Origin of the sequence: Candidatus Skiveiella danica (genome assembly GCF_022705245.1) — a bacterium.
Lineage (GTDB): Bacteria > Pseudomonadota > Gammaproteobacteria > Burkholderiales > Burkholderiaceae_C > Skiveiella > Skiveiella danica.
In genome coordinates this window covers 1-12778 of record NZ_JAKJEW010000033.1, presented here as the reverse complement: position 1 = coordinate 12778, position 12778 = coordinate 1, and the positions used below count along the sequence as shown (strand labels likewise).

Genomic DNA, 12778 nt, shown 5'->3' with positions numbered 1-12778 from the left:
GGGCGCTGAATCCGCTGGCGAAGAGCGGCCCGTTCCTCAATACCGGGTCTGGTTCAGTTCAGCAAACAGATCTCTGTAGATTCGGTGGCGACGAGGATTGACGCCTTCATCGGCTCCCACCGCAGCCAGCACGCCGCAGCCGGGCTCGTGCAGGTGGGTGCAGTTGTAGAACTTGCATTTGGCGACATGGGGTTTGAGATCGGGCATGTAGGCGGCCAGTTGCATGGGATCGAGATGGTGCAGGCCGAATTCCTGAAACCCTGGCGAGTCGATCAGGGCGGTACCGCGGTCCCGGTCGACCCAGTACCAGTTGGTGCTGGTCGTCGTATGTTTGCCGGAGTTGAGCGCTTGCGAAATTTCACGGGTCTGCGCCTGCGCACCCCGAACCAGACGGTTGATCAGGGTGCTCTTGCCCGAACCCGAAGGGCCGAGCACCAACGTGGTCTTTCCGGCCAGAATTTCTTCTAGCAGACGCATCTGCTCTTCGGTGGCCACCTTGAGAGAGACCGGTAGAAGGGGGTAGCCCATGACACGGTACGGTGCCAGTCGTTCCCAGGCCAGTGAAAACGGGATCGGAAGGTCGCTCTTGTTTAGCACGATCACGGGGGTGATGTGCTCGGCCTCGGCAGCAATCAGGGCGCGCGAGAGCTGGTGTTCCGAAAACTCGGGCTCCGCCGCGATCAGGATCAGCACCTGGTCCAGGTTGGCCGCAAACGACTTGGTCCGGACTTCATCCTGTCGGTAAAACAGGTTGCGTCGTGGTTCCAGTTTCTCGATGGTTCCCTCGTCCTGTGTTGCCTTCCACAGCACCCGGTCGCCGACCACCGCCTGGCTTTTCTTCCCGCGGGGATGGCAGATGATGCGCCGCCCGTCCGACGTTTCCACCACGCAGTGGCGGCCATGCCCGGCCACGACGAGTCCAGTTTCCAGCAGCGAGGAGGGGGTGCTCAAACGATGGCTTTCATCAGGTGGCAAAGGAGGCCAGGAGCGCATCGACGCGCGCGGCGCAGTCCAGGTCTGCACGGGTGATGCCGTCACAGTCGTGGGTACGCCAGCGGACAGTGCAGCCCTGGCTGCTCACCTTTAGTTCAGGGTGGTGGTTTCGGGCCTCGGCGATGAAGGCGATCATGTTGGCAAATGCCATGGCGGACTGGAAGTCTGCGAGTTGGTAGGTCTTTTCGATGGCTACGTCCGCGCCGTCACCGCTGAGGCGCCATCCTTCCAGACGCGCCAGAGACGCTACTATTTCAGTAGCTCCTAGTGGCCGATTGGTGCTGGGTGAGGTCAAAATATTCCGGAATCTGGATGTTCAGTGGCCTGCATCAGGCCGCCATGCGCGCCAGACGCTCGGAAGCCGGCGGATGGGAGTAATAGAACTTCACGTAGAGCGGATCGGGGGTGAGGGTCGAGGCGTTGTCCTTGTACAACTTGAGCAACGCCTGCGCCAGGCTGTGTCCGCTGGTCTGGGCGATGGCGTACGCGTCGGCCTCGAATTCGTGATTGCGCGAGAACTGGGCCAGAACGGGAGCCACAAAGAAGGAAAACACCGGTACCGCCAGGACGAACAGCAGCAGGGCCAACGCGTCGTTGGGTGCACCCAGGTTGTTGCCGAGGTTGGGCGTCACTCCCAGACCTGCGTAGAACCAGGATTGACCCGAGAGCCAGCCCAGCAGCGCAAAACCGACCAGACTGAGTGCGAACAGGCTGGCCATTCGCTTGAGAACGTGCCGATGTCGGAAATGCCCGAGTTCATGGGCCAGCACGGCTTCTACTTCACCGGGTTCGAGCTGGCGTAGCAAGGTGTCATAGAAGACCACGCGCTTTGATGCGCCGAAACCGGTGAAATAGGCGTTCGCGTGCGCACTGCGCTTGCTGCCATCCATGACGAACAGACCCTTGGCCGCAAATCCGCAACGCTGCATCAGGGCGGTGACGCGGGTCTTGAGCGATTCGTCATCCAGGGGCTGGAACTTGTTGAACAGCGGCGCAATGAAGGTCGGATAGATCAGCAACAGGAGCAGGTTGAAGCCCATCCATGAGCCCCAGGCCCACAACCACCAGTAACGCCCGGCGGATCCCATGAGCCACAGAATCAGTGCTGCGATGGGCAGCCCGATGACCAGGCCCATGAGCGTCGACTTCAACAGGTCGGCCAGCCAGAGCCGCAACGTCATCTTGTTGAAACCAAAGCGGTGTTCGATGACGAAGGTCTGGTACAGGGTCAGCGGCAGGTCAATCAGGCCGCTGATCAGCGCAAAACCCGCGAGCAAGGCCAGTTGCTGCGCCATGCCCCCGCCCAGCCATTCCAACAGGCCCTGATTCAGGGCGTTCAGCCCCCCCAGCAGTGTCCAGGCCAAAAGGACGGCGGAGCCGAGAGCCAGCTCGAGCAGGCCAAAACGGGTCTTGGTGATGGTGTAGTCCGCCGCTTTCTGATGTGCGGACAGCGAGATCTCGGCGCTGAAGGCGGGCGGAACGGTTTGGCGGTTCAGGGCCACGTGGCGAATCTGGCGCGTCGCCAGCCAGAAGCGGACCAGCAGGCTGACACACAGGGCGGCGGAGAACGCCAGTGTCAACCAAAGGGAAGGGGCGGGCGAAACAAACATAGGCCCGGAGTTTAGGCGCATTCGATGGCTTCGCCGTGGCATCTGTGACAATCCCTGCTATGACTGTTGCCCTTGAAAACACCCCCGAGGTGCTGCCCCGATCAGAACTGAATCTGGTCTGGATCGACTGCGAAATGACCGGACTGGACCCGGAGGCTGAACGACTGATTGAAATTGCGGTGATCGTCACCGGTCCGAACCTGACGCCGCGTATCGAGGGCCCGGTACTGGTGATTCACCAGAGCGATGAGCAACTGGACCGCATGGACGCGTGGAACAAAGGCACGCATGGCAGAAGCGGCCTGATCGACAAGGTCAAGGCTTCGACTGTGTCCGAGGAGGACGCGCAGGCTCAGATCCTCGAGTTTCTCGCCCGCTATGTGCCCAAGGGCACGACACCGATGTGCGGGAATACGATCAGCCAGGACCGTCGCTTCCTGGTCAAGTACATGCCCAAACTGGAAGCCTTCTTCCATTACCGCAATCTCGATGTCAGCACCCTGAAGGAGCTGGCCCGGCGCTGGCGGCCGGAGGTGTACAGCGCGTTCAAGAAGCAGCAAAAGCACACCGCGCTGGCTGATGTGCATGAGTCCATTGATGAGTTGGTCCATTATCGCGAACACTTCCTCAAAATGGAAAAATAAGGGGAAACCCGCATTCGTCGGCAGTTCTGTGCGATAATCGCAGACTGCACCACAATCCGTGGCGCATATGTGTACATCTCCCTTCACTCACCGGGCTCGCCAATAAAAGAGCCCATCCGGTCAACAGCTCTCGCGCTGTGCGATCGCAACTTCGCGTTGCATCGATGACCGGGCTTCGTTTGATGGTTGATGTTTCTTAACCATTGACGAGGCGCTCCGCAGCCATTGCGGCGCTTTCGTGAGAGAAAACCATGACTGACGCTTTTGAAGTGCAAAGCGCGCACGCGCCTGCTGAATCCCTTTCCACGGATTCGTTCCAGACTATTCCTGCCATGGAGGGCACATCAGATGTGCTCGACGCAGGCTCCACCGTGGCCGAAGAGAAAGGCCCCAACGGGTTTGAACTCCTGGGCCTTGCTCCCGAATTGATCCGCGCCGTGGCCGATCTGGGCTACACCCAGCCGACGACTGTTCAGCTGCAGACCATCCCCAAGGCCCTGCCGGACCCGAGCCGCACGGCCCAAGGGCAGCGTTTCATCGACCTGATGGTGTCCAGCCAGACGGGCAGCGGCAAGACGGCCGCCTTCCTGTTGCCGGTGCTGCATACGCTGCTCCAGACCCAGGCGGAAGCCGAAGCCAATGAGCGCGCCGCGTTCGAGCGAGCCGTCGCGGAGGCTGCGGCGAAGGGCGAACCAGCACCCAAGCGTCCCAAGCGCAAGGATCCGACCAACGTGCGCAATTTCAAGGCGCCGACGCCAGGCGCACTGGTGGTCTGCCCGACGCGCGAACTGGCGCAGCAGGTGGCGCATGACGCCATCGAGCTTGTCAAACATTGCCGCGGACTTCGCGTCGCCAACGTGGTGGGCGGCATGCCTTACCAACTCCAGATCGCCAAGCTTCAGAACGCCGATCTGGTGGTGGCCACCCCGGGCCGCCTGCTGGACCTGCAGCGCTCCATGCAGATCAAGCTCGACCAGGTCAAGTTCCTGGTGGTGGACGAAGCCGATCGCATGCTCGACCTCGGGTTCTCCGACGATCTGGCCGAAATCAATCAGCTCACCAGCCAGCGCCAGCAGACGATGATGTTCAGCGCCACGTTTGCGCCACGCATCCAGCAACTGGCCATGCGCGTCATGCACGACAACGGCGCGTCGGTGCAGAAGATCCAGATTGATTCTCCACAGGAAAAGCACGCGAACATCAAGCAGGTCCTGTTCTGGGCCGACAATGCCGCGCACAAGCGCAAGCTGCTTGATCACTGGCTGCGTGATACGACGATCGATCAGGCCATCGTGTTTGCGAGCACCCAGATCGAATGCGATGGACTGGCGAATGACCTGCAGCAGGACGGATTCAGCGCGGTTGCGCTGCACGGCGCCTTGAGCCAGGGTTTGCGCAACCGGCGCCTGATGGCGCTGCGACAGGGTCAGGTGCAGATTCTGGTGGCCACCGACGTGGCTGCGCGCGGCATTGACGTGCCGACGATCACCCACGTGTTCAATTTCGGCCTACCGATGAAGGCAGAGGATTACACGCACCGGATTGGCCGCACCGGGCGCGCGGGCCGCGATGGCCTTGCGGTGACCTTTGCCGAGTTCCGTGACCGTCGCAAGATTTTCGATATCGAGCACTACAGTCACCAGCACTTCAAGGCCGAGACCGTACCTGGACTTGAGCCCACGCAGCGGTTCCCAGCGTCAGCCCCGGTCAAGTTCGGCCGTTCGGGCTTTGGCGACCGTGGCCCGCGCGAAACGCCGTCGCGTGACCGGAAATTTGGCGGCGGCGCCGGCGGTGGCGATCGCCGTGGATTCGGGGGCGGATTCGGGGGTGATCGCCATGTGCGTGGCGGACCCCGCCAGATCGGCGCCACCGGTTTTGGCCACGAAGGTGGTTTCGGACAGCGAGAAGAGCGAAGCTACGATCGCCGCAGTGGCTTCAACGAAGGATTCGGGGGCGGACGCAACGAGGGCTTTGCGCCTCGCCGCGATGGCTTCCCCCCACGGCACGAAGGCGCGGCACCCCGCCATGAGGGTTTTGCTCCTCGCGGTGGCGACTTTGTCGCCCGCAAGCCGTCCTTTGCGAAGCCGGGCGGCCATGGCGGCAAGCCGTTCACCCCGCGTGGTGATGCGCCCAAACGTGCCGCCGGTACCAAAGTGTTGAAGATCACACGCGGATAAAGCGGCACGCTCGATCATTCAGGAAGCCCGCTGACCTCCAGGTCGGCGGGCTTCTTTTGCTTCCGATGAATCAAAGAACCTCACCGCTGATCGGCGGGGTACCTGGGAACCCGAGGGTTACGGCCATGGCAGGAGGAGGTTTTCACCCATCCGTGCGGCCTTATCTCGCCAGCAAGGCGTCGCGTGGGAACGGCGAAGGGCTGATCAGCTGCCGACGACTGCGGCCTAACGGGCGCGCAGTGGCATGGGTTCCGTCGGTGCAAAAGCGTTTTCCTCATCCTTGACCGCTTCCGTCCACAGGCCCCAGTCAGTATTGCCGCCGTTGCCTTCGACGACTTCCGGCGATGGCAAGGGGTCATGGGGCTCCCATTTCTCCTCCCATCGCTCCTTGAACGATTCGAGGGTGCTCCGGCTGGCCTGCTCCAGCGGCGCGGGCACGGTGTCTGGCGCTGCCATACCGGCGACCGGCGGTTTTGTCGTTTCTTCAGAAGCGGCCTTGCCGCGCTTGAACAAGTTCTTGAACATGATGCAGGTATTTTCGCAAAGACAACGGGCTACGCAAAGGCCGTCCTTGGCCATTCCGTTCTGAGTTGGAGCCAGCGCGCTGGATGAAGTTCACTTGTCCGCAGACGGCCAACTGATGCGATGGAGGCATTGAAAAAGAAAAAGCCCACTACGTTTTAGGTAGCAGGCTTTCTATATTTGATATGGCTTTAAGTGGTGGGTTCTGACAGGCTCGAACTGTCGACCTACGGATTAAGAGTCGGAGCTTTATAGTATTTGCAATCGTTGATTAATCCCCCTACAATTCATATAAATCAACAACTTACATGGCTTGATACTGTGATTGCAGACAGGCGGACGTTGATTGAAATTCCCCGAAATGGGGCAAAAGTGGCTACATGGTGGCTACATGGAATCAAGGGGCACACGATGGCACGACCGAAAAAGACCGATGCGCCGGACCTGAGCGAAGCGCAAGACCTGACGGCTGGCGCAATCGAGCGCCTGACTTGCCCGCCCGAAAAATTGCAAGTGTTCCTGCGCGATAGCAAGGCCCCAGGCCTGCGCGTGAGGGCGACACCCGCCAGCGCAAAGAACCCGACCGGGGTTAAGGCATTCGTGTTCGAGGCCAAACTGAACCGGCAGACCATCCGCCGCACCATCGGGGATGTTCGCGCCTGGACCATTGAAGCCGCCCGACAGGAAGCAAACCGCCTGCGCGTGGCCTTGGACGCTGGCACAGACCCCCGCGAAGTGGAGCGCCAGCAACAGGCCGCCAAAGCCGCCAGCAAGGCCGCCGCTGCCGTGCAAGCTGTGACCGTGGGCGAAGTCTGGAACGCCTACATGGAAGCCCGCCGCCCGCATTGGGGGGTGCGACACCATGCCGACCATGCCAAGCTGGTGCAGGCCGGTGGAGTGCCTGCGAAACGTGGCACCAAGGGCAAGGGGGTGACGGTGGCCGGGCCGCTGCATCCGCTTATGGCGCTGCCGCTGCGCGACCTGAGCGCACCCACAATCGAAGCATGGGCCGCCCGTGAAGGTAAGACCCGCCCAACATCCGCCCGGCTGGCGTGGCGCTGCCTCAAGGCGTTTCTGACATGGTGCGCCGAACAACCGGAATACGCGCCAGCCCTGCCCAGCGTCAACCCGGCGAAAACCAAAAAGGCCCGCGAAGCCTTGGGACGGGCCGGGGTGAAACAGGACGCACTACTAAAGGAACAGCTATCCGTATGGTTTGATGCCGTGCGCCAGATACATAACCCCGTGGCTGCTGCCTATCTGCAAACCCTGCTATTGACCGGTGCCCGCCCCGGCGAGGTGTTGGGCCTGCGCTGGGAAGATGTAAACACCAAGTGGCGAGGGCTAACCATCCGCGACAAGGTGGAGGGTGAGCGCGTGATTCCGCTTACCCCGTTTATCTCGCAACTGATTCACGCCCTGCCGCGCCGCAATGCCTACGTTTTCCCCAGCGCCAGCCGGGGCAAGGAAGTGGGTGACACCCTGAGTATTCCCCGCACCCAGCATATTGCCGCGTGCAAGGTGGCCGGTATCGAGGGGCTTACCCTTCACGGACTGCGCCGTTCGTTCAAGTCCCTGACCGAGTGGCTGGAAATCCCTGCCGGTGTGGTGGCGCAAATCATGGGGCACAAGCCCAGCGCGACCGCTGAAAAGCATTACACCGTGCGCCCGCTGGATTTGCTGCGCCTGCACCACGAAAAGATAGAAGCGTGGATTCTGGAACAGGCCGGGGTGCAGTTCGTGGCCGATTTGGAGCCGGGTAAGCTGGCGCTGGTGGCCGGGTGAAATGGCCGGGACACATTGAAAAAAGACGGTATTTGTGACGGTACCTTTTGAGCGTGTAAGCCTGAAACCTAGCATCCATGCGGGTTACAGCGCATATTGCGGTTCCTGTTAGAGGAATCGAATTGATTTTCTGGCACTGAATTATTGAGTTTCGCCCCAGCTAGGCCGGGACTAATTTCCCCGACCGAAAAGCCAGTTCCCCCGCTGGCCTGCTGGGGCACCTTCACGGGGTTGCATCGGGGGATGCTGTGAGCGAAAAAAAGACTTACCCGCGAAGTGGGGCTGGCGTCAGTCGCGGATATTCACCACCAGAGCCGCCAGCGCGCCCGCTGGCAGATTGGGCACTGTGGGCGCGTATGCCAAAGGCAAAGGTACGCGAGGCCGTTCTATTGAGCCTTGGGCTTGAGCCGCGCCCCGCGTTGACCAGCGTTCAATATGCCGAGCCGGGGCGAGAGTTTGAGCGCCGTCTGACGATTGCCGCCGCCCATGTTGACTCAGCCGGGCTGCTGCGCCCGCTTGAACCTTGGGAAATGCTTGGGAGTCGGGAAGCCGTTACCGTGAGCCTGTCTGAATTTGGCGCGTGGGCGCGTGCGATGGGTTGGACGCTGCCGGAGCAGTTCCCAGCGATGGAAGGTGCACAGCCCACGCAACTTGAGCCCCAGGCCGCGCCAGCCGTGGCACCAAAGCCAAGCGCCGAAAATAAGCCGGTGCAGCGCTTTGCCGCTCAAGATGCGGCAGTGCTTGAGGCAATCCGTGAACACGGGCATGACCCGCTTGGGCTACCGCCGAATGAGCCCGGCAAGCCCGGCGTGAAGGCTGCGATGCGCCAAGCCCTTACCGGTACGCCGCTCTTCCCCAAAAATTCAACCGTGTTTGACAAGGCTTGGGACCGGCTGCGAGCAAGCAAGGAAATTGCCGACAAGCCCTGACTATCCCCCATCGGGGTATCCACCAAACTGGGGGAGCGGGGGACACTTGCGGGGGAGGATAGTTGCCAGAAAAAGATGCATTCATACATCGAAATTCATCGGTGTTTGGAGCATCAAATGCAACTTGCAAACCTTCAACGCCCCGACCGGACCGGGGCACTTCTGGCGCTGCTGTCCGAGGCTTACCCGGACCTGCTGGCGCAACTGTCCGAGCGCCTGAGCGCCGCGCCTGACGCGAAACCGGCACCGTATCCGCCGCTGTCGACTATCACGCGCCCGACCGTGCCGACAGCGCAAGCTGCCTACTATCTCGACCGCGCCCCGCAGACCCTGCGGATGTGGGCGATGAAGGACGGGACAGGCCCTGTCCGCCCGCTGCGCGTGCATGGCATCCTGGCCTGGCCGGTGGCTGAACTGCGCCGCGTGCTGGGGGTGTCCTGATGTGGGCCGCACTTCAACGCTTCGCACTGCGTCTCTGGTGCGCTTCGCCTTCATCGTGGAAATGGAGGGCCGCGAAATGAAAACGCCCGACACCACAAAAGCAGTATCGAGCGCCCCGAACAGCGCGAAGTTTACCGGAACCGACAACCCGCGACACCTGCGAGCAATCACCGTATTGATTCGCCGCCCGGTGAGCCGCCAAGAGCTTGACAGCGTGGCGGGTGCCAGCAACTCGCCCGAACTGGTGGCAGAACTGCGCCGCCGTGGTTTGGACGTGCCGTGCGACCGTATCCATTTCATTGACCGCGACGGAAAAGACTGCCGCCCGGGTGTGTATCGCCTCAGCGATGCCGACCGCCGCAAGGTTCACCAGTGGCAGGCAAGGCGCGGGCATGGTTAAACGCACCAAGGGCGATTCTGGCCGCGATGTGGGCGGGTTCGTGGCCTTGCCCTGGTCAGTCCTGGATAGCCCCGCATACGCCCGTTTGTCGCATCCTGCGCGTGCTTTGCTTCTCGAGCTTGCCCGCCAGTTCGTGCGAGACAACAACGGGAAGTTGCTGCTGTCTGCCGCCTATCTTGCCAAACGAGGATGGAAAAGCGCAGACGTGATTACGCGGGCAAAACGCGAACTACTCGCCGCCGGATTCATTTTCGAGACGGTGAAGGGCCAGCGACCGAATCGGGCGAGCTGGTATGCCGTGACGTGGCGGACGCTGGACAAGCTGCCGGGCTATGACATCGGCGCTGCACAGTGTTTCGAGCGTGGCGCGTATCAAAGAAACAGGCCGTTGAAAAACGCATCCCTTATTCCGTCTCACGGTGTAGAGAGCCCCTCTATTGCACCGTCTCACGGCGTAGAGGGAGCGCCGCCTACACCGTCTCACGGTGCAATCAGACCCCCTTTTGACGGTTCCTCTACACCGTCTCACGGAAACCATCTAGAGAAGCCATCTGCTGTAGCAGTTCTGGCAACAAACCATTGAAGGACAGACAACATGACCGACACACTCACGCACCACGAACTGACCGCCGAATGGGTTGCTGACAACCAAGGCCGCGCCATCCTGCTGACCCAGCCATCCGACAACTACGATGACCCCCGCGAGGTGCTCATTCATCCGTGGCAACTTCGCGCCGTATGCGAGCAATTCGGAATCATCGCCAGTGACCCTCAGGCCGCCAAGACCATCGCGACACTGACCCGCCGCCTGCACCTGTTGCGCGACCGTATAGAACGGCTGCATGAATACCTGCTGAATCACTCAGACCACAAGCATGCGGACCTCAGTTATGAACTTACCTATGCGACCGCGACCGCCGAAATTGCCGAGGAGTTTTGCGCCGAACTGGTCACGGATGGCGAATTGGACGCGCCGCCAGCGCGAAGGCCCTCCCAGGCGGAATTGCTTTGATTGAGCAAAGGAAAAGCAAACATGACGGCTGCAAAAAAACGACCGCCCGGACGGTGGAAACCCGGCGAGAGCGGAAACCCCAAGGGCCGCACCCGAGGTAGTGGCGAGGTCTCGAAAATACGCGCCGCCATTGCTGCCCGTGTTCCCGAACTGCTGGCCAAGTTGATGGCGCAGGCACTGGCGGGCGATACATCCGCCGCCCGCCTATTGCTCGAACGCGCCATAGCCCCGCTGCGGGCCGCAGAACAGCCCCAGGCCCTTACCCTGCCCGATGGGTCACTGACGGACCAAGGCCGCGCCGTGTTGCGTTCTGTGGCCATTGGTGAGCTTGCACCGGGTCAGGGGGCCGCGCTGCTAGGGGCTATCGGTACGCTGGCCCGCGTGAGTGAGATAGACGAACTTGAATCGCGCATTGCCGCGTTGGAGCAAAAGCATGGCAACACTTGAAACACGAATCAGCGACCTGGAAAAAAAGGCCGGGGCTGGCGCAGGTGGGCGGCTCGAACGAATCCGCCTTGTCGGAATCAACCCGGATGGCACCGAAGGCGTGAGCGCGGTTATGAAGGTTCCCCACATTATGAAAAATGGTGATGTGGACTTTTCCGGGTTCTCTGATGATGAGGTGCGCCGCCTGGCGCAGATTCGCATCCTTGATGCTGACTGAGCCGGACGCAATCGCCTGGACAGCCGCCCGCCTGCTGGCGCTGCAAGGGGTGCCCAGCGAAGCCGACCGGCTTGCAGAGCGCATTCTGAAACCTGCCCACGGGGCACGCTACCTGCTGGCCGGGACGCCCGCCCGAATGGAACACCGACACGACGGGCCGCGACCCCCAGCAAGACGATAAGACCCAGCCCGCCGCGTGCGGGTTTTCTTTCGTCTGGTGGTGGCTACACGGTACAAAAACCGGTACCGCTGGCTACACAGTGGCTACACGGGGAAAGTCGGACGCCAGAATTGAAAAAGCCCGCTACGGTTTACATAGCAGGCTTTCATTGTCTGGCGAGGCATTCAAGTGGTGGGTTCTGACAGGCTCGAACTGTCGACCTACGGATTAAGAGTCCGCTGCTCTACCAACTGAGCTAAGAACCCACTGAAACCAAACCATGGTGGAGAGGAGGAGGATCGAACTCCCGACCTCTGCATTGCGAACGCAGCGCTCTCCCAGCTGAGCTACCCCCCCACACCAGCCGGGATTCTAACAACTTTTTGGTGGCACCGAGGCTGGAGGCCGAGCGTTTCACTGGCCTGTTCGACGTCATGCCTAGCCACGCAAAGTGTGTCAGGATCGGCCTCCTTACGCAGGAGAATTTGATGCCCCGCTACTCGCCCGAATGGCTTGACCGCATGTACAACAACCGAGCTTTGGTGCCTGAACACCCGCAGCATTTTGAGCGTTGGGGCAGGGAATCGGCGGCCGGTCGGGCTCAGGGCCGCGCAGTGCTCGATATTGCCTACGGCGCAGCTGCCGGCGAAACCCTGGACATCTTCCCTGGATCGCCGGCGCAAGCGCCGGTGCTGGTGTTCATTCACGGCGGGTACTGGCGAAGCCTGGACAAGGCCGATCACTCCTTCATTGCCCCGGCGTTCACACAAAAGGGCGTGTGCGTGGTGGTGCCGAACTACGCGCTGTGCCCGGCGGTGACGATCGCGCAGATCACGATGCAGATGGTGAAGGCGCTGGCATGGACCTACCGCAATATTGCGGAGCACGGCGGCGACCCGGCGCGTATCACCGTTGTCGGGCATTCCGCGGGCGGACATCTGGCCGCCATGCTGCTGACCTGCGCCTGGAAGTCCTATGCTTCGGACCTTCCCGCAGACCTGGTGCGCGAGGCGTTGGGCATCAGCGGCGTCTATGACCTGGCGCCGCTGCGCCTGACCCCCTTTCTGAAAGACTCGTTGCGGCTCACACCCGCCCAGGTCAGGAAAACCAGCCCTGCGCTTCTCCCGCGGCCCAGGCGTGGCGTGCTTTATACCGTCGCCGGTGGCGATGAGAGCGCCGAGTTCCTGCGTCAGAACCGGCTCATCCGCGATGCCTGGGGTCCAAGAGCCGTGCCGGTCTGCGAGGCCTTGCCGGGCCTGAACCATTTCAGCGTCCTGGAAGCCCTCGTTCAGCCCGGGCACAGGCTCAACATGCTGACTTGGGAATTGCTCCTAAATCAGTAGCTACATACGGCCATTTCAAGATGGGCGGTCTCAAATCCAAGTGCAACAGTGGGAGCTTACTGGATAGCCGGTGAGTCATTGGCCAGTTTTCCCAGATA

The 12778-nt window shown here is 61.4% G+C and carries 15 protein-coding genes and 2 tRNA genes; 11 read left to right on the top strand and 6 right to left on the bottom strand.

The annotated features are described in order from the left end of the window. Positions 1 to 36 precede the first annotated feature (36 nt). The 3 genes from rsgA to ACMUOY_RS16345 are packed head-to-tail and all read right to left on the bottom strand — an operon-like array spanning position 37 to position 2603. Complete coding sequence (gene rsgA / locus ACMUOY_RS16355; RefSeq protein WP_413893802.1) at positions 37 to 993, bottom strand: ribosome small subunit-dependent GTPase A; 957 nt, start codon at positions 991 to 993, stop codon at positions 37 to 39. Continuing rightward, a complete protein-coding gene (locus ACMUOY_RS16350; RefSeq protein WP_413893801.1) occupies positions 965 to 1288 on the bottom strand; it encodes a 4a-hydroxytetrahydrobiopterin dehydratase in 324 nt (107 codons plus the stop codon). Before ACMUOY_RS16350 ends, rsgA begins: the two co-directional genes overlap by 29 nt. Positions 1289 to 1322: 34 nt before the next feature. After that, positions 1323 to 2603, bottom strand: coding sequence for a M48 family metallopeptidase (locus ACMUOY_RS16345; protein ID WP_413893800.1), 1281 nt, complete (start codon positions 2601 to 2603; stop codon positions 1323 to 1325). A 59-nt stretch (positions 2604 to 2662) separates the two neighbouring features. On the opposite strand from ACMUOY_RS16345, the gene orn reads away from it, so the two are divergent. Together orn and ACMUOY_RS16335 are read left to right on the top strand one after the other, a co-directional pair. Further along, on the top strand, positions 2663 to 3247 hold the full coding sequence (orn, locus tag ACMUOY_RS16340; RefSeq protein WP_413893833.1) for an oligoribonuclease: 585 nt from the start codon (positions 2663 to 2665) through the stop codon (positions 3245 to 3247). A gap of 251 nt (positions 3248 to 3498) precedes the next feature. After that, positions 3499 to 5424 (top strand): DEAD/DEAH box helicase, encoded by a 1926-nt coding sequence (locus ACMUOY_RS16335; RefSeq protein ID WP_413893799.1) that lies wholly within the window; start codon positions 3499 to 3501, stop codon positions 5422 to 5424. Positions 5425 to 5649: 225 nt separating this feature from the next. Here ACMUOY_RS16335 and ACMUOY_RS16330 read toward each other — a convergent pair whose 3' ends face one another. Then, positions 5650 to 6003, bottom strand: a complete 354-nt coding sequence (locus tag ACMUOY_RS16330; RefSeq protein ID WP_413893798.1) for a hypothetical protein — start codon at positions 6001 to 6003, stop codon at positions 5650 to 5652. Positions 6004 to 6357: 354 nt separating this feature from the next. On the opposite strand from ACMUOY_RS16330, the gene ACMUOY_RS16325 reads away from it, so the two are divergent. From ACMUOY_RS16325 to ACMUOY_RS16290, 8 genes are all read left to right on the top strand, one after another. After that, a complete protein-coding gene (locus ACMUOY_RS16325) occupies positions 6358 to 7731 on the top strand; it encodes a tyrosine-type recombinase/integrase (protein ID WP_413893832.1) in 1374 nt (457 codons plus the stop codon). Between the two features lie 419 nt (positions 7732 to 8150). Then, positions 8151 to 8660 (top strand): hypothetical protein, encoded by a 510-nt coding sequence (locus ACMUOY_RS16320; protein WP_413893797.1) that lies wholly within the window; start codon positions 8151 to 8153, stop codon positions 8658 to 8660. Positions 8661 to 8777: 117 nt separating this feature from the next. Then, positions 8778 to 9101 (top strand): DNA-binding protein, encoded by a 324-nt coding sequence (locus ACMUOY_RS16315; protein ID WP_413893796.1) that lies wholly within the window; start codon positions 8778 to 8780, stop codon positions 9099 to 9101. A gap of 37 nt (positions 9102 to 9138) precedes the next feature. Further along, positions 9139 to 9501: a hypothetical protein gene (locus tag ACMUOY_RS16310; protein WP_413893795.1), complete on the top strand. Its 363-nt coding sequence runs from the start codon at positions 9139 to 9141 to the stop codon at positions 9499 to 9501. Next, positions 9494 to 10084, top strand: coding sequence for a hypothetical protein (locus ACMUOY_RS16305; protein ID WP_413893794.1), 591 nt, complete (start codon positions 9494 to 9496; stop codon positions 10082 to 10084). Before ACMUOY_RS16310 ends, ACMUOY_RS16305 begins: the two co-directional genes overlap by 8 nt. A gap of 12 nt (positions 10085 to 10096) precedes the next feature. Next, complete coding sequence (locus tag ACMUOY_RS16300) at positions 10097 to 10513, top strand: hypothetical protein (RefSeq protein WP_413893793.1); 417 nt, start codon at positions 10097 to 10099, stop codon at positions 10511 to 10513. Then, the gene (locus ACMUOY_RS16295) at positions 10514 to 10960 is read left to right on the top strand and encodes a DUF5681 domain-containing protein (protein WP_413893792.1); all 447 of its coding nucleotides are present in this window, start codon (positions 10514 to 10516) and stop codon (positions 10958 to 10960) included. It abuts the gene before it with no gap. Next, positions 10947 to 11177, top strand: a complete 231-nt coding sequence (locus ACMUOY_RS16290) for a hypothetical protein (RefSeq protein WP_413893791.1) — start codon at positions 10947 to 10949, stop codon at positions 11175 to 11177. The genes ACMUOY_RS16295 and ACMUOY_RS16290 overlap by 14 nt, the downstream gene beginning before the upstream one ends. Before the next feature lie 350 nt (positions 11178 to 11527). Here the strand turns inward: ACMUOY_RS16290 and ACMUOY_RS16285 are convergent. Next, positions 11528 to 11603: transfer RNA gene (locus tag ACMUOY_RS16285), tRNA-Lys, on the bottom strand. 15 nt (positions 11604 to 11618) lie between these two features. After that, positions 11619 to 11694: transfer RNA gene (locus ACMUOY_RS16280), tRNA-Ala, on the bottom strand. 131 nt (positions 11695 to 11825) lie between these two features. On the opposite strand from ACMUOY_RS16280, the gene ACMUOY_RS16275 reads away from it, so the two are divergent. Next, on the top strand, positions 11826 to 12680 hold the full coding sequence (locus ACMUOY_RS16275; protein ID WP_413893790.1) for an alpha/beta hydrolase: 855 nt from the start codon (positions 11826 to 11828) through the stop codon (positions 12678 to 12680). Positions 12681 to 12778 lie beyond the last annotated feature (98 nt).

What these genes read in the sequence shown, in the direction of transcription:
- rsgA (WP_413893802.1), bottom strand. Translation starts at nt 993, where the DNA reads ATGCGCTCCTGGCCTCCTTTGCCACCTGATGAAAGCCATCGTTTGAGC.
- ACMUOY_RS16345 (WP_413893800.1), bottom strand. Translation starts at nt 2,603, where the DNA reads ATGTTTGTTTCGCCCGCCCCTTCCCTTTGGTTGACACTGGCGTTCTCC.
- ACMUOY_RS16290 (WP_413893791.1), top strand. Translation starts at nt 10,947, where the DNA reads ATGGCAACACTTGAAACACGAATCAGCGACCTGGAAAAAAAGGCCGGG.
- ACMUOY_RS16315 (WP_413893796.1), top strand. Translation starts at nt 8,778, where the DNA reads ATGCAACTTGCAAACCTTCAACGCCCCGACCGGACCGGGGCACTTCTG.
- ACMUOY_RS16330 (WP_413893798.1), bottom strand. Translation starts at nt 6,003, where the DNA reads ATGGCCAAGGACGGCCTTTGCGTAGCCCGTTGTCTTTGCGAAAATACC.
- ACMUOY_RS16275 (WP_413893790.1), top strand. Translation starts at nt 11,826, where the DNA reads ATGCCCCGCTACTCGCCCGAATGGCTTGACCGCATGTACAACAACCGA.
- ACMUOY_RS16335 (WP_413893799.1), top strand. Translation starts at nt 3,499, where the DNA reads ATGACTGACGCTTTTGAAGTGCAAAGCGCGCACGCGCCTGCTGAATCC.
- ACMUOY_RS16305 (WP_413893794.1), top strand. Translation starts at nt 9,494, where the DNA reads ATGGTTAAACGCACCAAGGGCGATTCTGGCCGCGATGTGGGCGGGTTC.
- orn (WP_413893833.1), top strand. Translation starts at nt 2,663, where the DNA reads ATGACTGTTGCCCTTGAAAACACCCCCGAGGTGCTGCCCCGATCAGAA.
- ACMUOY_RS16300 (WP_413893793.1), top strand. Translation starts at nt 10,097, where the DNA reads ATGACCGACACACTCACGCACCACGAACTGACCGCCGAATGGGTTGCT.
- ACMUOY_RS16325 (WP_413893832.1), top strand. Translation starts at nt 6,358, where the DNA reads ATGGCACGACCGAAAAAGACCGATGCGCCGGACCTGAGCGAAGCGCAA.